The organism is Streptomyces sp. NPDC111628, assembly GCF_055635195.1.
In genome coordinates, this window is the sequence record NZ_JBVKBZ010000001.1 from 658320 (window position 1) to 680419 (window position 22100).

General features: G+C 72.0%; 19 protein-coding genes. 8 read left to right on the forward strand and 11 right to left on the reverse strand.

Annotated features, from left to right (window positions below; all coding sequences use genetic code 11):
- Window positions 1-100 precede the first annotated feature (100 nt).
- The 3 genes from ACZ7MF_RS03225 to sucD all read left to right on the forward strand — a co-directional run bounded on the left by ACZ7MF_RS03225 (window position 101) and on the right by sucD (window position 3732).
- A complete protein-coding gene (locus tag ACZ7MF_RS03225) occupies window positions 101-1009 on the forward strand; it encodes a hypothetical protein (protein WP_471474180.1) in 909 nt (302 codons plus the stop codon).
- Between the two features lie 625 nt (window positions 1010-1634).
- Complete coding sequence (gene sucC / locus ACZ7MF_RS03230; protein WP_471474181.1) at window positions 1635-2819, forward strand: ADP-forming succinate--CoA ligase subunit beta; 1185 nt, start codon at window positions 1635-1637, stop codon at window positions 2817-2819.
- Window positions 2820-2847: 28 nt separating this feature from the next.
- Window positions 2848-3732 (forward strand): succinate--CoA ligase subunit alpha, encoded by an 885-nt coding sequence (gene sucD / locus ACZ7MF_RS03235; protein ID WP_003974163.1) that lies wholly within the window; start codon window positions 2848-2850, stop codon window positions 3730-3732.
- Between the two features lie 111 nt (window positions 3733-3843).
- Here the strand turns inward: sucD and ACZ7MF_RS03240 are convergent, their stop codons facing one another.
- Window positions 3844-4932, reverse strand: a complete 1089-nt coding sequence (locus ACZ7MF_RS03240; RefSeq protein WP_471474182.1) for a helix-turn-helix domain-containing protein — start codon at window positions 4930-4932, stop codon at window positions 3844-3846.
- Between the two features lie 96 nt (window positions 4933-5028).
- On the opposite strand from ACZ7MF_RS03240, the gene ACZ7MF_RS03245 reads away from it, so the two are divergent.
- Window positions 5029-6687, forward strand: coding sequence for a cell division protein PerM (locus tag ACZ7MF_RS03245; RefSeq protein ID WP_471474183.1), 1659 nt, complete (start codon window positions 5029-5031; stop codon window positions 6685-6687).
- A 141-nt stretch (window positions 6688-6828) separates the two neighbouring features.
- Here ACZ7MF_RS03245 and ACZ7MF_RS03250 read toward each other — a convergent pair whose 3' ends face one another.
- Window positions 6829-7626: a hypothetical protein gene (locus tag ACZ7MF_RS03250; RefSeq protein ID WP_471474185.1), complete on the reverse strand. Its 798-nt coding sequence runs from the start codon at window positions 7624-7626 to the stop codon at window positions 6829-6831.
- Window positions 7627-7920: 294 nt separating this feature from the next.
- Here ACZ7MF_RS03250 and purN point away from each other — a divergent pair, with 294 nt between their 5' ends.
- Window positions 7921-8568, forward strand: a complete 648-nt coding sequence (gene purN / locus ACZ7MF_RS03255) for a phosphoribosylglycinamide formyltransferase (RefSeq protein WP_471474186.1) — start codon at window positions 7921-7923, stop codon at window positions 8566-8568.
- A complete protein-coding gene (gene purH, locus ACZ7MF_RS03260) occupies window positions 8565-10136 on the forward strand; it encodes a bifunctional phosphoribosylaminoimidazolecarboxamide formyltransferase/IMP cyclohydrolase (protein WP_471474188.1) in 1572 nt (523 codons plus the stop codon). Before purN ends, purH begins: the two co-directional genes overlap by 4 nt.
- 43 nt (window positions 10137-10179) lie before the next feature.
- Here the strand turns inward: purH and ACZ7MF_RS03265 are convergent, their stop codons facing one another.
- From ACZ7MF_RS03265 to ACZ7MF_RS03305, 9 genes are all read right to left on the reverse strand, one after another.
- A complete protein-coding gene (locus ACZ7MF_RS03265) occupies window positions 10180-10773 on the reverse strand; it encodes a peptidoglycan-binding domain-containing protein (protein WP_471474189.1) in 594 nt (197 codons plus the stop codon).
- 73 nt (window positions 10774-10846) lie between these two features.
- Window positions 10847-11539, reverse strand: coding sequence for a hypothetical protein (locus ACZ7MF_RS03270; RefSeq protein ID WP_471474190.1), 693 nt, complete (start codon window positions 11537-11539; stop codon window positions 10847-10849).
- 1 nt (window position 11540) lies between these two features.
- The gene (locus tag ACZ7MF_RS03275; protein ID WP_471474192.1) at window positions 11541-13964 is read right to left on the reverse strand and encodes a glycoside hydrolase domain-containing protein; all 2424 of its coding nucleotides are present in this window, start codon (window positions 13962-13964) and stop codon (window positions 11541-11543) included.
- Between the two features lie 282 nt (window positions 13965-14246).
- The gene (locus tag ACZ7MF_RS03280; RefSeq protein ID WP_471474193.1) at window positions 14247-15593 is read right to left on the reverse strand and encodes a protein kinase domain-containing protein; all 1347 of its coding nucleotides are present in this window, start codon (window positions 15591-15593) and stop codon (window positions 14247-14249) included.
- Window positions 15590-16333, reverse strand: a complete 744-nt coding sequence (locus tag ACZ7MF_RS03285) for an FHA domain-containing protein (protein ID WP_471474194.1) — start codon at window positions 16331-16333, stop codon at window positions 15590-15592. The genes ACZ7MF_RS03280 and ACZ7MF_RS03285 overlap by 4 nt, the downstream gene beginning before the upstream one ends.
- A 197-nt stretch (window positions 16334-16530) precedes the next feature.
- Complete coding sequence (locus ACZ7MF_RS03290; protein ID WP_471474196.1) at window positions 16531-17001, reverse strand: hypothetical protein; 471 nt, start codon at window positions 16999-17001, stop codon at window positions 16531-16533.
- Window positions 17002-17099: 98 nt separating this feature from the next.
- Window positions 17100-18698, reverse strand: coding sequence for a serine/threonine protein kinase (locus ACZ7MF_RS03295; RefSeq protein ID WP_471474197.1), 1599 nt, complete (start codon window positions 18696-18698; stop codon window positions 17100-17102).
- Window positions 18695-19441 (reverse strand): FHA domain-containing protein, encoded by a 747-nt coding sequence (locus ACZ7MF_RS03300; RefSeq protein ID WP_471474198.1) that lies wholly within the window; start codon window positions 19439-19441, stop codon window positions 18695-18697. Before ACZ7MF_RS03300 ends, ACZ7MF_RS03295 begins: the two co-directional genes overlap by 4 nt.
- 149 nt (window positions 19442-19590) lie before the next feature.
- A complete protein-coding gene (locus tag ACZ7MF_RS03305; RefSeq protein WP_471474200.1) occupies window positions 19591-20169 on the reverse strand; it encodes a hypothetical protein in 579 nt (192 codons plus the stop codon).
- Between the two features lie 295 nt (window positions 20170-20464).
- Between ACZ7MF_RS03305 and ACZ7MF_RS03310 the strand changes: the two genes are divergently transcribed.
- Both ACZ7MF_RS03310 and ACZ7MF_RS03315 read left to right on the forward strand, forming a co-directional pair.
- The gene (locus ACZ7MF_RS03310; protein WP_003974148.1) at window positions 20465-21319 is read left to right on the forward strand and encodes a bifunctional methylenetetrahydrofolate dehydrogenase/methenyltetrahydrofolate cyclohydrolase; all 855 of its coding nucleotides are present in this window, start codon (window positions 20465-20467) and stop codon (window positions 21317-21319) included.
- Window positions 21309-21881, forward strand: a complete 573-nt coding sequence (locus ACZ7MF_RS03315; RefSeq protein ID WP_471474201.1) for a DUF3017 domain-containing protein — start codon at window positions 21309-21311, stop codon at window positions 21879-21881. The genes ACZ7MF_RS03310 and ACZ7MF_RS03315 overlap by 11 nt, the downstream gene beginning before the upstream one ends.
- The last annotated feature ends 219 nt before the right edge of the window (window positions 21882-22100 follow it).

A 22100-nucleotide genomic window follows, 5' to 3' on the forward strand; every position in this document is an offset into this window, starting at 1 on the left:
GCTTGCGCAACCTCCGGATCCCCGTGCGAGTATCGCGCGGCGTGTCGATGCGTTGTTCGACGCGCGGCCCGTTCCGCCGCACGGGAGGAAGCTCCCCCTCTTGATCTGGTCAGCAGTCCTGCCCGGTGCCGCTCTGCGCGTCCTGCGCACGGCGGCCGGGCGGCGTGCGCTGCACGTGGCACTGCTGGCCGGCGGGCTGTTCCTCCTCGGGCTGCTCTGCGGGGGGCGGGCACAGGCGGCCGACGGAGCGACGGGAACTTCCAAGGACACGGTCGGTCGAGTGCTCGACATCCCCGCGCGGGCGGAGGGACGCCCCGACGCGGTGCTTCCGGGCCTGCGTCCCGTCTCCGAGAAGGTCGTCCGGGCCGTGAAGGACCGGGTGGCCCGACCGGTCGGTGCCGCGGTGGAGACGGTGACCGAGAGGGTCGAGGGCGCCGAGGTGGCCCTGCGGACTGAGGTGCCGCCGCTGCGGGTGCTCCCCGACCTGACAGATTCTTCGGGCCTGACAGATCCGTCGGGCCTGACAGATTCGTCGGACCCGAGCGGTGCCGTGCAAGACCTCACCGATGGTTCCGGTCGTTCGTCGTCGGCCGTCCCGGATCCGGAGGCCGATCCCGCCCCGGCGGTGGCCGACACCTCCGGCGGCGAGCCCGCCCCGTCCGACACCACCGACTCCCGGGTCGTCGAAGGCACCGGAAGCCCGGTAGGCGTCGTCGGCTACGGGCCGGAGCCCGGCACCGGAGCGGCGCCCGCCGCACCCGCACGCACCCACCCGGCCGGGACCGCGCTGACCGGGTACGCCCCCGCCCGCCCCGCGCCCACCGGCGACCCCGACGGCGCACTCGGCACCGCGTCCGGTGCCGACCAGGGAACGCCGCGTCACGGGGAGGCCCGCGCGGTCACCCCGCTGCACCGGATCACGTTCCGCCTCGTGCCCGGCATCGCGGAGCGAGCCCACGCGGCCGGGGTCCGGGAGCCGTACCGGGCCATTCCCGTCTCTCCCGCCTAGAACGCCGCTCCCTCCGCCGCGCACGCACCCGCGGCGCGTCGCCACGCACCCGTCGCACCCACCGTGAGGCCTGCTCGCCGTCCGTACGCCACCGGCGTCCGCCAGTCACGGGCGCGCCCGTCTCCCACGGGCCGGCGGCGGCGCGCGGCCCGGGTGCGCGGCGGGCACAGACTCCGCGGGGCGGCAGGCCCCGGACGGCCGAAAGCCGTCGGCCTCCGTCCGGCCGAAACCCCGCGGTCCGGTCCGGCTGGTCCCCATTGGGGTGGGGATCAGCCGGACCGCCCCCCGGCGGACCGCACCCGCGCGGCCCGCCGGGAGCCCCTGGGCCTCACCGGGTCAACCCCAGCCCGGTGAGGCCCTTCACCGGTGTGCGGAACGCCCTGGATCGGCCTCACGCACGGCACCGCGTGCCAGTGAGCACGGCATCATGTGACAGGCATCACCGCTCAGGTGTGACCCACGATTTAGAGACCCCCGGGAAGCGGCGATAACCTGCGAGACGGACATGCCGCGCGCTCGGACACCGTGTGCGCCCCCCTTGTGACTCACAGCGGACGTCACGTTGCCCTCGCGGCACGCCCACGCATCCAACGAACCGCGAGATCACTGATAGGGACGGAAGCGCGTGGACCTGTTCGAGTACCAGGCGAGGGACCTCTTCGCCAAGCACGATGTACCGGTGCTGGCCGGTGAAGTCATCGACACGCCTGAGGCGGCGCGCGAGATCACCGAGCGTCTGGGCGGCAAGTCCGTCGTCAAGGCCCAGGTGAAGGTCGGTGGCCGCGGCAAGGCCGGTGGCGTGAAGCTGGCCGCCTCGACGGACGAGGCCGTCGCCCGCGCGACGGACATCCTCGGGATGGACATCAAGGGCCACACGGTCCACAAGGTGATGATCGCCGAGACCGCCCCCGAGATCGTCGAGGAGTACTACGTCTCCTTCCTCCTCGACCGTGCCAACCGCACCTTCCTCTCCATCGCCTCCGTCGAGGGCGGCATGGAGATCGAGGAGGTGGCGGCCACCCGTCCGGAGGCCGTCGCCAAGACCCCGATCGACGCGATCGACGGCGTGACGCCGGAGAAGGCGCGCGAGATCGTCGAGGCCGCGAAGTTCCCGGCCGAGGTCGCCGACCAGGTCGCCGACATCCTGGTCAAGCTGTGGGACACCTTCATCAAGGAGGACGCCCTCCTGGTCGAGGTCAACCCGCTGGCCAAGGTCGTCTCCGGCGAGGTCATCGCCCTGGACGGCAAGGTGTCGCTGGACGACAACGCCGAGTTCCGTCACCCCGACTTCGAGGCGCTCCACGACAAGGCCGCGGCCAACCCGCTCGAGGCCGCCGCCAAGGAGAAGAACCTCAACTACGTCAAGCTCGACGGCGAGGTCGGCATCATCGGCAACGGCGCGGGTCTCGTCATGAGCACCCTGGACGTCGTCGCCTACGCCGGTGAGGCGCACGGCAACGTCAAGCCCGCCAACTTCCTGGACATCGGTGGCGGCGCCTCCGCCCAGGTCATGGCGAACGGCCTGGAGATCATCCTCGGCGACCCGGACGTCCGCTCCGTGTTCGTCAACGTCTTCGGCGGCATCACCGCCTGCGACGAGGTCGCCAACGGCATCGTCCAGGCGCTGAAGCTCCTGGAGGACCGCGGCGAGAAGGTCGAGAAGCCGCTCGTCGTCCGCCTCGACGGCAACAACGCCGAGCTGGGCCGCAAGATCCTCACCGACGCCAACCACCCGCTGGTCCAGCGCGTCGACACCATGGACGGCGCGGCCGACAAGGCCGCCGAGCTGGCTCACGCCGCCGCCAAGTAAGCACTCAGGACGAGGACACCAACACACCATGGCTATCTGGCTCAACAAGGACAGCAAGGTCATCGTCCAGGGCATGACCGGTGCCACCGGCATGAAGCACACCAAGCTCATGCTGGGCGACGGCACCGAGGTCGTGGGCGGCGTGAACCCGCGCAAGGCGGGCACCTCCGTGGACTTCGACGGCAACGAGGTACCGGTCTTCGGCACCGTCAAGGAGGCCATCGAGAAGACCGGCGCCAACGTCTCCGTCATCTTCGTGCCGGAGAAGTTCACCAAGGACGCCGTCGTCGAGGCCATCGACGCCGAGATCCCGCTGGCCGTCGTCATCACCGAGGGCATCGCCGTGCACGACTCGGCCGCCTTCTGGTCGTACGCCGGCAAGAAGGGCAACAAGACCCGGATCATCGGCCCGAACTGCCCCGGCATCATCACGCCGGGCCAGTCCAACGTCGGCATCATCCCGGGCGACATCACCAAGCCGGGCCGCATCGGCCTGGTCTCGAAGTCCGGCACGCTGACGTACCAGATGATGTACGAGCTGCGTGACATCGGCTTCTCGACCGCCGTCGGCATCGGTGGCGACCCGATCATCGGCACTACGCACATCGACGCGCTCGCCGCGTTCGAGGCCGACCCCGAGACCGACCTGATCGTCATGATCGGCGAGATCGGCGGCGACGCCGAGGAGCGTGCGGCCGAGTACATCTCGAAGAACGTGACCAAGCCGGTCGTCGGCTACGTCGCGGGCTTCACCGCGCCCGAGGGCAAGACCATGGGCCACGCCGGCGCCATCGTCTCCGGTTCGTCCGGCACCGCCCAGGCGAAGAAGGAGGCCCTGGAGGCCGCCGGCGTCAAGGTCGGCAAGACGCCGACCGAGACGGCGAAGCTCGCCCGCGCCATCCTGGCCGGCTGACACCGCCTCGTACGAAGGCCCAGCGCCTGTCGCACACCGAGTGGCCCGCCCTCTGTTCCCAGGGGGCGGGCCACTCGGCGTTCCGGGCGCCGGCCCGCCGGGCAGACCCCCTCATTCGAGCCTCGGCAGCAGCCGTTCCGGACCGTCCTGCACCTGGTCCCGCAGCTTCTGCCGCAGCTCCAGCTCCTCGTCCGACAGCGCCCCCGGCGCCACCCGGTGCGGCACACCGCGCACCGCCTGCCCGGGTGACACGGGCGGTTCGTAGTGCGTGGGCGCCGTGATCACGGTCAGGGCCGTGGCCCCGACGAGGGCGACCGTGAACGCGATCGCGGCCCGGGTCCGCAACCGCGCCCGGCGTTCGCCGCCCCGGCGTACGGTCGGCGGCTCGGCCGCCCGCAGCCGCTCGTTCGACGCCAGCTCGGCCAGCCTCCGGTGCAGCACCTGCGGGTCGGCCAGCGCGGGCAGCCGGGCGGCGACGGCCTCGCGGGCGTGCAGCAGCCGGTTCGCCGCCGCGGGGGTGCTCGCCTCCGTCTCCGCCGCCGTCTCGGGCAGGTCCAGACCCACACCGTCGTACAGCACGAGCGTGCGGCGGTGCCTCGCGGGGAGCCTGAGCAGGGTGTTGAGCAGCGTGCGGTCGCCGGGGTCGGCGGGTGGCGGCTCCGGGTGCCGGTGCCGCGGCCGGAACCGCTGCCAGGGCGACAGCGCGTACTCGTACGCCGTCGCCCGCACCCAGCCCACCGGGTCACGGTCGCGGGCCACCTCGGGCCAGTGCTCCCAGGCCGCCTGGAAGGCCCGCTCCACCGACTCGCGCGCCTGCTCGCGCCGGCCGGTCAGCAGGAAGGTCTGCCGTACGAGGGCGGGGGCGCCGAAGGCGTAGAGCGCGTCGAAGGCCTGAGCGGGGGTCAGCGCCGCGGGCGCGGGCGCCACATCGGGCTCCGGCTCCGGCTCCGGCTCCGGCTTCGGCTGCGGGTCCGGTTCTGGTGCCCGTGCCGCCTCTTCCTCGGCCAGCGTCTTCAGCAACTTCGCGTACGCCTCCCGCTTCCGGCCTCGCGGAGTCGTACGGCCGCTCTCCCACGCACGGACCGTCCCGGGGGTGACGCCCACCCGTGTCGCGAGCTGAGGCTGTGTCAGTGCGGCGGACTCACGCAGACGTCGGCGTTCCTTGGGAGGGGGGAGGGGAGTTGCGGGGCTGCGCGTCACAGGACACCCCTTCGTACGAAAAAGTACATAAACATATATTGAGCGACACAACGGAGCTTGGCTCGTTACGACCGGAAAGCGCGTGTCGTTGGGAGCATGGCGGGCGTGATCCAGACGACCGCTCGTCCAGCCCCGCTCTCTCTGCTGCGCACCCGGTGGCGGGACCGGTCCCCCGGGCTGGCCGCCGGCCTCCTGGGCGGCGTGGTCGCCGCCGTGCTGGGGCTGGCGGCGTGCGCCGCGCTCGTGACGCTGCTCTGGATCAGCTCGCCGTACCCCGACAGCGGGCCCGGCGGCGCCCTCCACGTCGCCGCGGCGCTGTGGGTGCTGGCGCACGGGGCCGAACTGGTGCGCGCCGACACGCTCTCCGGCACCCCCGCGCCCGTCGGCGTCACCCCGTTGCTGTTCCTCCTCCTGCCGGTGTGGCTGCTGCACCGCGCCGCCCGGGACGCCACGGACCCCGGGGACGGTGTGGGCGTGGCCGTCGGCGCGGCTCCGAAGGCGGGGCCCGGGGCGCGCCCGGCGTGGCTGGCGGGCGCCCCCGACACCGGGCCGCCGCCCGTCTCCGCGCGCATGGCCTGGACGGGGGTCGTGCTCGGCTACCTCGCCGTCGCCGCGCCCGTCGTCCTGTACGCGCACGGCGGCGCGCTGCGGCCCTCGTCGTGGTGGGCGGCGGTGTGTCTGCCGCTGGTCGCCATGGGAGCGGCGGGCGCCGGGGTGTGGACGGCGTTCGGCCGGCCGGGCGGGCCCGTGGGACGGGCGCTGCGCGTGCTGCCCCGGAAGCTGCGGGAGCTGATGGTGGAGCCGGACGCGCGCCTGGGCGCCGCGACGCGCGCCGCGGGCGCCGGTGCGGCGATGCTCGTCGGGGGCGGCGCGCTGCTCCTCGCGGTGTCGCTCGTGTGGCACTCGCACGCCGCGGGCGAGGCGTTCCTGCGGCTGACCGAAGGATGGTCGGGGAGGCTCGCCGTACTGCTGCTCTGCCTGACGCTGGTGCCGAACGCGGCGGTGTGGGCGGCGGTCTACGCCCTCGGCCCCGGCTTCGTACTCGGGGCGGGGCACGTCGTGGCGCCCACCGCCTCCGCTCCCGCACCGCTGCTGCCGCCGTTCCCGCTGCTTGCGGCGGTGCCCGACGCCGGGCCCGGTACGCCGCTGCACTGGGCGGCCGGGGCGGTGCCGTTGCTGGCGGGGGCGGTGGTGGGGTGGTTCACGGCGCGGTCGGCCACGGCGGGTGAGCCGAAGGAGCGGGGAGCGGGCCCGGCATCCGGGGTGTGGTCGTGGCGGCGGACCGCGGCCGCCGCCCTCGTGGCGGCCGTGCTGTGTGCGGTCCTCGTCGCCCTGCTGGCCGCGTTCGCCGGCGGGCCGCTGGGCAGCGCCGCGCTCGCCCGGTTCGGGCCGGTCTGGTGGCAGGCCGGGGGCGCGACGCTGGTGTGGATCGGGGTGGTGGCGGTGCCGGTGGCCGTGGCGGCGCGGGCGTGGCGGGGACGGAGCGCTGCCGCGCCGGAGGCGGTGGTGGAGGCGTCCGGGGCCGTGGAGGCGGCCGACGGAGGGGGGCGTCGGCGGCGGTGGGTACGGGTTCCGGTGCCGTCCGTGGGGCGGTGGTGGAGGCGGGGGGCGACGGAGGATGCGGAGGCCGGGGCCGGGGCCGGGGCGGGGGTGGATGAGGACGTGGACGCGGTGCCGTTCGGGTTGTACGACGGCGACGGTGGGGGTGCGTATGACCTGCTGCCGGCTGACCGGCCTGGGGAGTCGCCTCGGTGACGAAGAGGTTTCCTCGCCCCCGCCGCCCCTTCCCATTCCCGTCCCTGGGGGCTGCGCCCCCAGCCCGCCCCTTCGGCCTGGACGGCCTCGTCCTCAAGCGCCGGACGGGCTGGAAGACGCGTCCGGCGCCGAAAAGGGAGCTCAGTCCTCCGAGCCCAGCAGCGGGCGGAGCTGCTCCGGCAGGTGGCGCTCGCAGGACTGTTCCGCCGCGTTGGTCAGGGCGTCCTCGCGGCAGGTGTAGTAGTCGCTGTAGATCAGCTGGGCGCCGAAGGACGCGGCGACCAGGAGGATGGCCAGGGACGACGTGACCAGGCCGCTGATCGCGGCGGTGCGCTGCGGGCGGCCGGTCTGCTCGGCGGGCGGGGCGGGAGTGTCCGGGTCGGCGGCGGACCGCGGCTTGGCGCGCAGCGCGCTGATGCCCCAGTACAGGGCCAGGGCGCCGAGCAGCAGGGCCACGTACGGCCAGGTGAAGAGGGCGAAGAACAGCGCCCACATGCCGCTCAGCAGGGCGTAACGGGCACGCCGCTGCGCGGGGTCCGTCGGGTCCCAGCGCGGGCCCGGGCCGCTGCCCGACCCCTCGGGGCCGCCCGTACCGCTGGGTCGCTCGCCGAAGCCGCCGGGGGACCGGCCGGGCTGCCGGTCGCTCCACTGACCGCCCCAGGGGGAACGGCCGCCCTCGCCCGGGGAGCCGGAACCGCCCTGGGAGTCGCCGTCGCCCGACGGGTGCCGCGGCTGCCACGGGCTGTCCGGTGTGCCCTCCGGGGGCGGTGCGAACGGATTGTCCTGGTCGGTGGAGCCGTCCCGCTCGCCGCCGTCCCTCCGGTCCGAGGGCGTGTCGGGCGGTGACGAGGGGCGCTCCCGCAGCAACACGGTGCTGCGCTCCCCTGGCTGCGCCGACTGCTGGGGGAGCGTGAGCAGTCGCAGGCTGCGGTCCGGCATCAACTGAGCGTCTTCCCCTTGGCGACGATGAACGGGCGGCTGGTGGAACGGGCGAGCTGGTGGAACGGGCGAACGGGTCGGTACGTCTGGTGAACGCCCGACGCACAGGCCGCGTTCCCGCTCCGGCTCCACGCAGACGCTACCTTCCGGCCACGCCCCCGTCCCGAGGGGGCCGTCCGGTGTGCCGGTATCGTTGCTGACGGTCGGCCGCTTCGTAGACTTCCCCGTATCCCGGGACACGAAGCATTCGTACGACCGTACAAACAGATCCGCTTTCCCGAGAAAGGCCCCACCGTGGCCGCCAAGCCCGTGGACCGGCGAGCCAAGCGCCTCGTCGTGCTGGTCTCCGGATCCGGCACCAACCTCCAGGCGCTCCTCGACGAGATCGCCGCCACCGGGGCCGAGGCCTACGGTGCCGAGATCGTGGCGGTCGGCGCCGACCGCGACGGCATCGAGGGGCTCGCCCGCGCCGAGCGGGCCGGGGTGCCGGCCTTCGTCCGCAGGGTCAGGGACTTCGGGACCCGCGAGGAGTGGGACGCGGCGCTCGCCGAGGCCGTCGCGGCCCACGAGCCGGACCTCGTCGTCTCGGCCGGGTTCATGAAGATCGTGGGGAAGGAGTTCCTCGCGCGGTACGGCGGGCGGTTCGTCAACACCCACCCCGCCCTCCTCCCCAGTTTCCCGGGGGCCCACGGTGTGCGGGACGCGCTCGCGTACGGCGCCAGGGTCACCGGCTGCACCGTCCACTTCGTCGACGACGGCGTCGACACCGGGCCGATCATCGCGCAGGGCGTGGTGGAGGTCCGGGACGAGGACTACGAAGACGAAGGTGCCGCTCTGCACGAGCGCATCAAGGAAGTCGAGCGAAAGCTGCTCGTCGATGTCGTGGGGCGGCTCGCCCGCAACGGCTATCGCATTGAGGGACGAAAGGTAGTTATCCAGTGACCGCCACCGCCGGAAGCAACAAGCGGGCCATCCGTCGCGCACTCGTCAGTGTCTACGACAAGACCGGGCTGGAAGAGCTCGCGCGCGGGCTGCACGAGGCCGGCGTCGAGCTGGTCTCCACCGGGTCCACCGCCGGGCGGATCGCCGCCGCCGGTGTCCCCGTCACCAAGGTCGAGGAGCTGACCGGCTTCCCCGAGTGCCTGGACGGCCGCGTCAAGACCCTGCACCCCAAGGTCCACGCGGGCATCCTCGCCGACCTGCGTCTGGAGAGCCACCGGCAGCAGCTCGACGAACTGGGCGTGGCGCCGTTCGACCTGGTCGTGGTGAACCTCTACCCGTTCCGCGAGACCGTCGCCTCGGGCGCCACGGCCGACGAGTGCGTCGAGCAGATCGACATCGGCGGCCCCTCCATGGTGCGCGCCGCCGCCAAGAACCACCCCTCCGTCGCGGTCGTCACCAGCCCCGCCCGGTACGCCGACGTGCTCTCCGCGGTCAAGGACGGCGGCTTCGACCTGGCCGCCCGCAAGCGCCTGGCCGCCGAGGCCTTCCAGCACACCGCCGCGTACGACGTGGCCGTCGCCTCCTGGTTCGCCGCCGAGTACGCTCCCGTCGACGAGTCGGGCTTCCCGGACTTCCTCGGTGCCACCCACGAGCGCGCCCACACCCTGCGCTACGGCGAGAACCCGCACCAGCCGGCCGCGCTCTACACCTCCCCCGAAGGCGGCGGCCTGGCCCAGGCCGAGCAGCTGCACGGCAAGGAGATGTCGTACAACAACTACACGGACACGGACGCCGCCCGCCGTGCCGCGTACGACCACGCCGAGCCCTGCGTCGCGATCATCAAGCACGCCAACCCGTGCGGCATCGCCGTCGGCGCGGACGTCGCCGAGGCGCACCGCAAGGCGCACGACTGCGACCCGGTCTCCGCGTACGGCGGTGTGATCGCCGTCAACCGCCCGGTCTCCAAGGAGATGGCCGAGCGGGTCGCGGGGATCTTCACCGAGGTCATCGTCGCGCCGGACTACGAGGACGGCGCCCTCGAAGCCCTCACCAAGAAGAAGAACATCCGCGTCCTGCGCGCCCCCGAGGCCCCCGCCGCCCCGGTCGAGGTCAAGCACATCGACGGCGGTGCCCTCCTCCAGGTCACCGACCGCCTCCAGGCCGAGGGCGACGACCCCGCCACCTGGACCCTGGCCACCGGCGAGGCGCTGTCCGGGGCGGAGCTGGCCGAGCTGGCCTTCGCCTGGAAGGCCTGCCGGGCCGTCAAGTCCAACGCGATCCTCCTCGCCAAGGACGGCGCCTCCGTCGGCGTCGGCATGGGCCAGGTCAACCGCGTCGACTCCGCGAAGCTCGCGGTGGAGCGCGCGGGCGCCGAGCGGGCGCAGGGGGCGTACGCGGCCTCCGACGCCTTCTTCCCCTTCCCCGACGGCCTGGAGATCCTCACCGGAGCCGGCGTGAAGGCCGTGGTCCAGCCCGGCGGCTCGGTCCGCGACGAACTGGTCGTCGAGGCGGCGAAGAAGGCGGGCGTCACGATGTACTTCACGGGGACGCGGCACTTCTTCCACTGACACGGCAGCCGGTGCCCCGGACCGGTCCGGGGCACCGGAGACGTCAGTACTGGCTGACGGTCTTGCTGCGGAGGTAGACGCGTGTCCCGCTCTCGAAGACCTGGACGCCGTCGCCCTGCATGATCTTGTGGAGATGGTAGGCGCCGCCGTCGTGGTACTTGGAGCTGTCTCCTCTGTGGAACTCGACGAAACCGAAGAGTCCTCCGCTGCTGTATCTCACGGAGGAGCCGCTCCACCGGAGCCGGTCGTCGGCCTTGGCCCAGGTCTTCGCGCCGACCATGCCGTCGTCGCCGAGGCCGTAGCGCTGCTGCCACTTGACGGTGGCCGCCTTGGTCTGCGAACCGAAATACCCGTCGACGTCCTGGAAGTCGAGCAGGTGCTCGGAGACCAGGATGCTCTGCCAGAGCATGACGATGTCGGTGTTCGAGGATTCTCCACAGCCGTAGCAGAGAGAATTCCCGAGTTCGTTGAAGTGGTCGCCGAAGTCGTCGGTGAGAACGCCGGCACCGTCCACGAACGAGGTGCTGTACGCCCCGGAGTTCTGTGAGTACGCGCCGTGCGCGGGGCCGACGGCGAGTACGGAGGCCAGCCCTGAGGCCAGCACGGCAAGACCGATCTTCCATCGCTTCTTCAGCATGGGGTCCTTTCCGGTGGAGGTCGTGTGTTCTATGTGATGGATCTGCGGGAGCCGGAGTACGTGCAAAGTGCTGTCAGTTGTTCTGGGCGCGTTCAAGACGGCGTGCCTTGACCCGCCTTGCCGTGTGGGCCGGGTCGCCGACCGCTCCCGCTCTGCGGGCCCGTCCGACGCCCGGCAGCGGGGACAGCCGTTCGGCGACGTCGGCGAGGGCATCGCTGCCCGGCCCGACGGCGATGTGGAAGTGCGACCGCTTGACCGCGTCGAGGTCGCCACCCCATACGACCGTGCCTTCGCAGTCCAGGAGGATGTCCCGCACGATCAGTTCGTGGTGAGGCCACAGCTCCTCGGAGCCGCCGAGAGGGTAGGCGGTGGGGTGGAGGCACAGTGCGGTGCCGGAGAGGTAGTTCGACTCGAACTCCGCGGCGACGGTGCGGCTGGTGGTGTGGCCGCTGATGCCGCCGCCCTGGCCGGTGTCGAGTGGCGCGATCTCGTAGTGCCAGCGTCGCGCGATGTGCAGGAGCACGGTTGCCACCTGGCCGTCGCGCACGTCCACGGAGGCCGTCGAGCCCTCCACCAGGTGGGTGCTGACGGTGTCGGGGGCGATGGGCCAGCCGTTCGCGGACCGTTCCCGGGTCCATGCCGTGCTCCTCCCGTTCGACGGGGAGACCGGTGCGGCTGCGGCCGGGGCGGCGTGGGCGATCCAGGCGGCCACGGCGGTGGTGGCCCCGGCGGCGAGAACGCCCCGGCGCGTCATGGTGCGGCTCACGCTATTCCCCTTCCATGCGGCGGGTGATGACGGTGTGCAGTCCGTCAATGAACGAGGTGAGCTGGTCCGAGGGGATATTTTCCGGCCACTGGTCTTTGTCCTCGGGCAGGAAGAATTGCTTGCCCCAGTCGAACAGGGAGTAGAATTCGAAATCCAGCAGGATGTTGCGCACGGTCGCCACGAACGTGCTGCGGCTGCCGTTGAATCGGGTCTCATAGAAATGGGTGAACCGCTTCGCCGAGCGATTCGCTCCGTCCCAGAAGTGATACGTGAACAGCGCGTCGGACAACAGCCTGTCGTCCCCGCCACCGGACTCGCCGTCCAATCCGAGCAGAAAATGGGAGAGGTTGTAGGCGTCGACGTCGGCGACGAGGTCGTCGCTGCTGAACCGGGATTCCACCGTGGCGGATCCGACGACCTGGACGCAGAAGTCCTCGCCGGACATCGAGGGGTGGTTCTCACGCCACTGTGTGTAGGCGTTGAGGATGTCCCCAGCCCATCCGCAGCCCTCTCCCACGGTCGCGTCGTTGCCGCTTCCGGGGTGGGCGAACAGGCCCTCGGTGGCGGCTCCGAAGTGCGCGAGGGTGATGTAGTGGTTCGCCCGCGGATCATAGTATTTGCGCATGTCGCCGGCCTCGATGCCCGCGGCCGCGCAGGCATCCGTGATCTCGTCCCAGATGGCGCCGAGTATGGCCGTCCATTTCCAGCCGTGGTAACCGGGCTCGGCGGAACGCAGGAAGGCGAGAGTTCCGTCGATCACTGAGGCCCGGGGGGGTCCTGAACCCATGTTGGAGATGACGCCCTCGACACGCTTCACGAAGTCGATGTAGGTCCGCAGGCTCTGGTCGCCGTCGCCCGTGGCGTCGAGGCGGAACACGCCCAGGTCGCTGTTCTTCCGCCAGACGTTGGCGTCGAGGCCGTAGCCGGCCTGGAACTCGTACTCGCGGATCTGGTTGAGCGACCAGTTGTGCGGCATCGGGTAGCCGAGGTTCCCGGAGTAGCCCCAGGACATGCCCGAGACGAACGACCATCGGGCGCCCGCCTCGCGGGAGACCCGTTCGCATACGTTGCGGGTGCCGTACACGCCGAAGATGTAGCGGGCGCCGTTCTGCTCGAGGGCTGTGCGGACACCGTGGAAGTAGGGCACGACGTTCGAGGTGATGTGGTGGTCCTGGGCGTCGTAGTCCACGGCGAAGTAGATGCAGGACCCGTGGGGGATGCCGTGCTCCCTGGCCTTGGCGTCGGCCTTGAGGCCCTGGTCGTACCCCTTCTCGTAGGTGAAGTTGAACAACTCGGTGCCGTTGTACTGGAACAGCGGGAACAGCCCGATGCCGCTGTCGATGATGCCCTGGGCCTCGCCGGGCTTGAGCGCCTTGCCGAGGTAGTACGGGTCGTCGGGGGCGAGATGCTCGTCCAAGTACCGGCCGACGAGCCTGTAGCCCTTGTTCTTGAGGGCCTGGGCGCGTTCTTCGCTCGTGTACGCGGCGGTGTCACAGGCGTCGGCGGCACGGCTGGTGTCACCGGAGGAGATGAGCAACTGGGCCCAGGTCTGGAAATTGTAGTTGTCGTCGTGGGGAAGGAGCTGGGAAAACGCCTGAAAGGTGTGCACCCAGTCCTCGATGGCGGCCCACAGGTCCTCGTCGAGCACGTTCTCGGGGTGGAAGTGGACGGCGCTGCCGTCGCTGTCCCAGGTGGGGGAGTTGAACCAGCAGGCGGCACGGAACAGCAGCTCCAGGCCGGCGGTCAGGGTGTCACCGGTGCCCGTGGTCTTGAGGGCCTGCTGCGTACCCGGGCCGAAATATCCGTTGATGGTCGCCTTGTCCAGGCCGAGTTCGTACTGGATGGCCAGCATCAGCCCCTGCTGTACGTCGCGCGAGTAGATGCCGTCGGTCGGCACCAGGTTCATGGCGGGGATACGGACGAGCTGGACGTAGCGCTGGTTGAGGTGCTGCTGGATGCGCTTGGTGGTGCCGTCGCCGCCCGGCACGGTACGGAACTGGTCCATGCGCAGCAGGGAACGGGTGATGCGGGCCCACAGGTCGGCGTCGATGGACTCGCCGTAGAGGAGACCTACGTCGCCGTAGAGCTCGGCCAGGGAGTCCGAGGCTCTCTCGTCCCATTCGGCGGGATGCTCCGAGCCGTAGTAGCCCTTGCACCACAGCGCGGCGTTGTAGATGCGGATGATGTTCGCGTTGGTCTCCCGGTCGGGGAGCAGGAAGCGCCTCCTCACCGCTTCGAAGGTGCCCGGCCCGAAGTTCTTGACGGTCGGGGAGATCCCCAGTTCGTGCTGGAGCGCCTGGGTGAGGCAGTCCACGGTCGCCCAGCCCGTACTGCCGTCTGCCGGGCACGGCACGTACCCGGGCGCGTTCGCGTAGGTCGTGTTGACCCACCTCTGAGCAGCCAGGACATTCGGGTCTGCCGACATGTACAACCTCCACGGTTCAGGTTCCTCTGCCCGACGCGCCGAGGCTGGCCTGGGGGAGTCGCCGGGTGACTGGCGTGCAGAACCAGGTCAGCGCGTTGCCTGTCTGCGGGCCGTAGCCGCCGTCCACGTCCACGGTGTTCAGGATGTTCGCGGTGGTGTGGGAGGAAGCCTCGTACGAGAACGGGGCGTGAGGAACCTGAAAGGTTCGAGGGTCAACAACCTTGACTTTTCATGACGGCCTGCCGACGCAGACTGATCCGCCGAGTTCCGGGTCCTGTCGGACTACCGGTGATCAGGAATCTCCGCCTTCCGCAGCGCCCGCCAGGTCGCCGGACCCACCATTCCGTCCGCGTCCAGGCCCGCCCGCTTCTGGAAGGTGATGACCGCCTGCTGGGTCATCGGGCCGAAGTCGCCGTCGATCTCGCCGACCGCCGTGATGCCGTGCAGGTACCGGAGCAGGCACTGCAACTCCCGGACCTGGCTGCCGCCGTCGCCCCGCGTGATGGTGAAGTCCCAGGTGCCGCTGTGGCCCGCCTGGTAGCCGCGGCCGTGGGCGTCCTCGTACAGCACCGGCTTCTCGCAGGTGGGAGGGGCCGCGGCGGTGGGTTCCGGTTCCCACGGGGTGGTGTAGGCGAGGCTCGCCGCGCCCACCACGGCCGCCGCCAGCGCCGCCGCCAGGACCGGGCGGCGCCACCGGCGCGGCCGCAGTCTCGGCAGCCGGGGCGACCGGGAGGCGCCCGCCGCCTCCTCCACGCGGCGCAGTAGCGCGGCGGTGCCTAGGGTGCGCTCCGCGTGGGTCGGGGCCAGGCAGTCCCGCAGGATGTCCCGCCAGGCGTCGGGCAGGCCGGGGGACAGGCGCAGTTCCTCACGGCCGCGGGCGTAGCGCATCGCCGCGTCGGAGCGGGCCTCCTGGGTGCCGCCGGGCAGGGGGAAGGCTCCGGTCAGGACGACGTGCGCGAGGACGCCGAAGGCCCACACGTCGGCCGACGGGCGGATGCGGGTGCCGCGCTCGTCGACCTCGGGCCACAGGAGTTCGGGCGGGGTGTAGTCGGGGGTGGCGAAGGCCGGCGTGTAGGCGTGGGTGCCCTCCAGCTCGGCGGCCATGTTGAAGTCGGCGAGGCGGGCCGAACCGTCCGCCATCAGCAGCACGTTGGCCGGCTTCAGGTCGCCGTGCACCCAGCCCGCGTGGTGCAGCTGGTGCAGGCCCTCGCAGATCTGGGCGAGGAGGGCGGGCCCGTACTCCGGGGTCGGCGTCCGGCCCAGTACGGCGTCCAGGGAGCCCTCGGCGCGTTCCAGCACCAGGACGGTCGCGCCGTCCAGCTCGGGGTGGGCCGGATCGTCGACCGTCAGCGTGTCGTACATCCGGATCAGTCGGGGGGAGTGGAGCCGTTGCAGCAGTTGCACCTCGCGTTCGGCCAGGTCGCGCAGGTGGTGCAGTTGGCGCGGGGTACGGGTGCCGGTGGGCAGGAACTTCAGCGCCGCCCGGCGCGGCAGTTCGGCGCCGTCCAAGGTGCGAAGGGCCGCGTCGTAGACCGTGGCGAACGCTCCGGAGGCGAGCGGCTCGCACACCTCCCACGGTCCGATCCGGTAGCCCTTCGGTACGGGGACCGTGTACGGCCGCCCGGTCACCGCTTCGCCTCGCTCGGGACCGGCGCGAGCACCACGAGATCGTCCTCGCGGACGAGGTCGAAGCGGAGGGCGAGAGAGGCCAGGGACTCCTTCTTGCCGTGCGTGCGTCTGCCGGGCTCGGCCGTGTCCGGGCCCGGTCTCAACCGCAGTTTGACGGCGAGGTAGTCGATGTTCCAGTACACGGCGGAGCGGCTGACCTTGGGCCAGCTGGGGCGCAGTCGCTCCACCATCTCCTCGACCGCGGGCAGCGGCGCCCGGGGCTCACCGCGCAGGCGCCGCTCGCACAGGGCCGCCAGCACCGCGAAGTACCGTTTGGTGCGGTCCAGGGCGAACGCCGGTACGGTACCGGCCCCTTCCAGGCCCCCGCGTTCGACGCTGCGGAAGGCGTGCCGCGGCGCCCAGACGTCGAAGCTGAGCAGGTCTCCCGCGGCGGGCAGGGTCACCCGCGCCAGCTCGAACGGTACGGGCGCCTCCACGCGGCCCGGCGCGACCTTGATGTGCTCGCCGGCCCCCTCCGGGTTCTCCACCACGTAGGTCTGGTCCTCGCTGAGATTGCTCAGCAGCCAGAAGGTCCGGTGCGCCGCGATCTCCCCGGCGACCCGGGGCACCCCCGCGTGTGCGATGGCGAGTCCCCCGCCGCTCGGCTCGGTCCTGCCGAACTCGATGCGCTCACCCGCGCTGATCCTCAACTGGTCGGCCACATTGCCGCACGACGGCGGCACGACGATGACGCTGTACATGGAGTCGTCCCCCTCCCCCGATTGCTCGGGGTCAACTTTCCCCAGTCCAACAACGGGCAGGCTACGGGAGACGGGTGAGGGCAGCCCAAGCATTCGGACGCCACGGCGGGTCGGTGCGGCCCGGACGGCGAAGCGGCGGCCCCCGGCCCCCTCCGTGGAGGGAACCGGGGGCCGCCGCGGCGGATCCGGTGGGGGGATCAGCAGGGGCGCAGCGACCAGATCGGGTCCCAGGTCGCGGTGCCCGCCTGGTAGGCCGTCGACGTCCAGCGGACGCTGCCGTCCTTGTTGAAGAACTTGGCGACGGTGCCGCGCGTCTGGTTGTTGGTGAACGGACCGTCGCCGGTCCAGTTGGTGAGGTTCCAGGTCTGGCACTTGTAGAAGTCGAACTTCGTGCCCTTGACCACCATGCACAGGTGGCCGTAGTCGCAGGCAAGGTCCTGGGCGCCCTTGGTCACGGGCGCGTCCGTCACGGTGAGGCCCTGGTACTCGACCGCGTCGGCGGTCACGCGCAGGGGCTTCGGGCTGTCGGCCAGTACCTGGTCGGCCGTCTGCTGGAGGCCGGTCACCCGGGTGCCGCCCGGGCTGTCGGCGGCCGTGGCCGCGGCCGTGGAGCCGGCGACCAGGGCCGTGGCCGCGAGGAGGAGTGCTGCGGGCTTGACGATGTTCATTGTCGTTCCCCCGTGAACGTCGGTGTCGTACCGCCGAGGCGGTGTGCTCACACCGTGCCCCCCGGCGCCCGCCGAGCGGAACCTCGGAACTCCCAGGGTCACTTCCCCCGCCGGGGCGTGTACTCCTTGAGGTGGTGAGCGACGCGGTCGGCGTAGTCGCGGTACTTCGGGGGAACACCGCCCGCGTCGTTCACCTTCCGGTACGACGTCCGGTAGGCCACGGCGACCAGCACGCTGCGGTCGCCCGGCAGGCCGGCGTCGAGACGGGGTGTGATCCAGCACAGGTAACGGCCCATCGCCGGAATGGACTCGGCGGGCGGGAACGGAGGCTGCGGCACGGTCTCGCCCGGTGTGCCGTCCTCGTTCATCCACCAGCGCAGCACGCTCGGCGTCCAGCGGGCGATGCCGTACTCGTCCTTGGCCGGGTCGGCGAGATCCGGGTCGAAGTCGCTCTCGACCTTCAGCATGGCCGCGATCAGGGCCGGGCTGACCTCCTCGTGTCCGCAGTCGTGCGCCGTCTCCACGATCAGCAGGCGGTAGGCGGGCGGCACGTCCCGGTCGGTGCGCAGTTCGGCCGCCCCGTAGGAGGCGGCGGCGACGCTCGCGGTGCCGCCGGGGCGCGGGCCCGCGGCGGGCTCCCGGCCGTCACCGGCCCAGCGGACGGCGCCGTAACCGAGCCCGGCGAGGGCGAGGAGGCCTGCGGCCGCGGCGGCCAGGACCCTGCGCCGGGGGCGTGCGCGGCTCCGGAGCGAGAGCCTCGCCCTGCCGCTCACGCCCCCCGTCGTGCCCGTCACACGGCGCAGCAGGGCGTCGGTGCCGATCCGGTCGGCGTGCGTACGGGTCAGGCACGCCCGCACGATCTCCCGCCATCCCGGCGGCAGTTCGGGGGACAGGCGCAGCTCGTGGCCGCCCCGGGCGTACGCGACGGCGGCGTCGCGGCGGGCCGTGGGGGTGCCGCCGGGCAGCGGGAAGGACCCGGTGAGCACCAGGTGGGCCAGCACGCCGAAGGCCCACACGTCGGCGGAGGGGCGGATCCGGCGGCCCCGTTCGCCGACCTCGGACCACAGCAGCTCGGGGGGCGTGTAGTCCGGGGTGGAGAAGGCGGGCGTGTAGGCGTGAGTGCCCTCCAGTTCGGCGGCCATGTTGAAGTCGGCGAGGCGGGCCGAACCGTCCGCCATCAGCAGTACGTTGGCCGGTTTGAGGTCGCCGTGCACCCAGCCCGCACGGTGCAGTTGCTGCAGGCCCTCGCAGACCTGCGCGAGCAGCGCGGGTCCGGCCGGCGGGCGGGGCGTGGCGGCGAGCAGGGCGGACAGCGAGCCCTCGGCCCGCTCCAGGACGAGGACGGTGGCGCCGTCGAGCCGGGGGTGGGCGGGGTCGTCGACGGTGAGGGTCTCGTACATCCGGATCAGCCGGGGCTGTCGCAGCCGGCGCAGCAACCCGACCTCGCGCTCGACCAGGTCCCGCAGGTGGGACAGCTGCCGCGGGGTGCCGGTGCCGGTGGGCAGGAACTTCAGCGCGACGGTGTCCGGCGGTGGCCCGGCGGGACCGTCGGCGGTGGTGGCGGTGGTGGCGGTGCCCGTGGCGGTGCGGCGTGCCGCGTACACGCTGCCGAAGGCGCCGGTCGCGATCGGGGCGTGCACCTCCCAGGCGCCCACCCGGTACCCGCTGGGCACCGGGACGGCGTACGGCTCGGTCATCGCAGGGCCCGGCCGGACGGTGCCGCGAGGACCACCAGGTCGTCCTCGCGGACCAGGTCGAAGCGGAGCGCCAGCGAGACCAGCGACTCCTTCTTGCCGTTCAGCCGGGGACCCGGCTCGGCGGTCTCCGGGCCCGGCTTCAGCCGCAGCTTCACGGCGAGGTAGTCGATGTTCCACTGCACCGACGTACGGGAGGCGGCCGGCCAGGCCGGGCGGAGCCGTTCGACGACCTGGTCCATGGTCGGCAGCGGCGCGTGCGGCGCCCCGCGCAGCCGCGGCTCGCACAGCGCGGCCAGCACCGCGAAGTACCGCTTGGTGCGGTCGACGGAGAAGGCCGGGGCGGTCGGCTCGCCGTCGGTGCCGTCCTCGCCGCGCAGATAGTCGTGGCGCGGCGCCCACACCTCGACCGGCAGCAGGTCACCGGCGGCGGGCAGCACGATCCGCGAGAACTCGAACGGCACCGGGGCGTCGAGGCGGCCGGGCGCCACCTTGATGTGCTCGCCCGCGCCCTCCGGGTTCTCCACCACGTAGGTCTGGTGGGCGGAGAGGTTGCTCAGGGTCCAGAAGGTGCCGTGCGCCGCGATCTCACCGGCTCTGCGGGACACCCCGTCGTGCCCGATCCGCAGCCCGCCACCGGGCACGGACCGCCCGAAGACGAGCCGTTCGCCGGGTGCGAGCCGGTACTGGGTGCCGGTGTCTTCGTCCTCCGGGGTCGGCGGAGGTACCACGATGATGCTGTACAAGGTGCGTCTCCCCGTGCCTGACGGCTACCCGGGCCAGACTAGGGCGACGCACCAGGGCCGTGCCCCCCTCGTACGGGTGAGACACGGCCCTGTGCGGGGATTGGCGCGAACTGTTCAGTCGCGGCCACCCCCTCCCTGATCTCCGGTCCTCAGTAACGGGGACGCTTGTACCAGGCCGAGCCGTTCGCGTTGCCGACGAACACGGCGACCAGGATGGCGAGCACCGTGTGGACCAGGCCCACGACGATGAACGGGTACAGACCGAGGATCGCGGTGATGATGGCGAAGACCATCGTCGCTATGCGGGCGCCGTTGCCGCCCTTGCCGACCTTGATCGCAGCCAGGAGCGCGAGCACGCCCCACACCAGCGCGAACACCGCGAGACCCCACAGCCTGCCGGACGAGTAGTCGGCCAGCTGCTGGAAGGTGGCGTCGTCCTTCAGCGCGTCGTCGTTCTTCGCGGCGTCCACGCCCGCGGCGCTGATGGCGAACAGGATCACGCCGACGACCTGGAGGCCGAAAATGATCCACAGCATGACGCGGGCCGCGCTGACCGTGCCGGGCATCGAGGTCGGGGCGGCCGGGTAGCCGTAGCCTGCCGACACCGGGGGAGCCTGGGGGTACCCGTAGCCGGGCTGGCCCTGGGGCTGCTGCTGCGGGTAGCCGTAGTTCGGCTGCTGGCCGCCCTGCGGGGGGCCGTAGGGGTTGTTCGGGTCGCCGAAACTCATGGCGGGTCTTCCTCCGTCGCTGTCAAGTGCGGGGACGACGCGCGGCTCGACTCGGAGGAGATTCTTCTCGAGCGGTTCGTCCCCCCGGTACGGCCCCGCGGCACTGTGCTGCCCAATCGTTCTTGACCGAACTCTTACTTGTCCAGCCCGCCCGCAAGGCGTTGTGCAAGTGCAACAACATCGATCATGAGCGGATAGGGCGGGACGTGTCCCGCGGCGTCCGGAAGGTTCCCGCGCGGTGCCCGCATGCCGACCTGATTGGAACCGGGGGCCGGTCATCCGCGAGGATGGGGGCATGACCGCCCAGATTCTCGATGGCAAGGCCACCGCAGCCGCGATCAAGTCCGAACTGACCGCCCGCGTGGCGGCGCTGAAGGAGAGGGGTGTCACGCCCGGTCTCGGCACCGTCCTGGTCGGCGACGATCCAGGCAGCCAGAAGTACGTCGCCGGCAAGCACCGCGACTGCGCGCAGGTCGGCATCGCCTCCATCCAGCGCGAACTGCCGGCCACGGCCACGCAGGAGGAGATCGAGGCGGTCGTCCGCGAGCTGAACGAGGACCCGGCCTGTACGGGGTACATCGTCCAGCTGCCGCTGCCCAGGGGCATCGACGAGAACCGCATCCTCGAACTGATGGACCCGGACAAGGACGCGGACGGCCTGCACCCGATGAACCTGGGCCGCCTCGTCCTGAACGAGCCGGCGCCGCTGCCCTGCACCCCCAACGGCATCCTCACCCTCCTGCGCCGCTACGGCGTCGAGATCAAGGGCGCCGAGGTCGTGGTCGTCGGCCGCGGTGTCACCATCGGCCGCCCGATGCCGCTGCTGCTCACCCGGCGCAGCGAGAACGCCACCGTGACCCAGTGCCACACCGGCACCCGGGACCTGGCCGCCCACCTGAAGCGCGCCGACATCGTGATCGCCGCGGCCGGCTCCCCGCACCTGGTCAGGCCCGAGGACGTCAAGCCGGGCGCGGCCGTCCTGGACGTCGGCGTCTCCCGCAACGCCGAGGGCAAGATCATGGGCGACGTGCACCCCGGCGTGGCCGAGGTGGCCGCCTGGATCTCCCCGAACCCCGGCGGCGTCGGCCCCATGACCCGGGCCCAGCTGCTCGTCAACGTGGTGGAGGCGGCGGAGCGCAGTGCCGGCTGAGGACACCAACGCCGAGCGTCCGGACGACGCGCGGGTCCCGGAGGACAGCGCCGGTGACCCGGCGGCCCCCGCCCCGGCCCCGCAGGCAGCACAGGCCTCCGAGACCTCCGAGGACCCGGACGGCATCACCGTCCGCGATCCCGTCAGCGCGCCCGACGCCGAGGGGCGGCCACGGCGCACCACGCGCCGGTTCCCGCTCTTCACCCGGGACACCGCCCGACCCGAGGGCGGCGGCCGAGCCGCGGCCGGCGACGCCCCGGCGCCCGCCCGGCAGTGGCCGGTGCTCACCGTGACCCTGTTGGTCGGTGTGGGGCTCCTGCTGACCGCGCTGGACGTGTTCCGCTGGGGGCTGGTCCTCGTCGGCGCCGCGTTGCTGCTCGGCGCCGCGCTCCGCTGGACCATGCCCCGCGTCGGCATGCTCGCCGTGCGCTCGCGCTTCACGGACATCGCGACCTACGGCGTCCTCGGCCTCTCCATCGCCCTGCTGGCGCTGATGGCCCAGCCGAACCCGGTGCTGGAGATCCCGTTCCTCAAGGACACCCTGCACTTCACGGTCAGCTAGGGGGCGTCCCCGCCGCGACGCGGAACGGCGGCCCGTCCTCACCCCCGTGAAAGGACGGGCCGCCGCCGGGAACAACCTTCCTGCACTTCGAACGCCCTGTTCAACGCCTGGCAGGGCGCTGTGGCACGGAAGTGACCGTTCCGCTACTCCGCTACGCGCCTCCTTCTCGGGGGTTCCGTTCCGGTCACGGGACCGCCGGTGGGACACTGGACCCGGGTC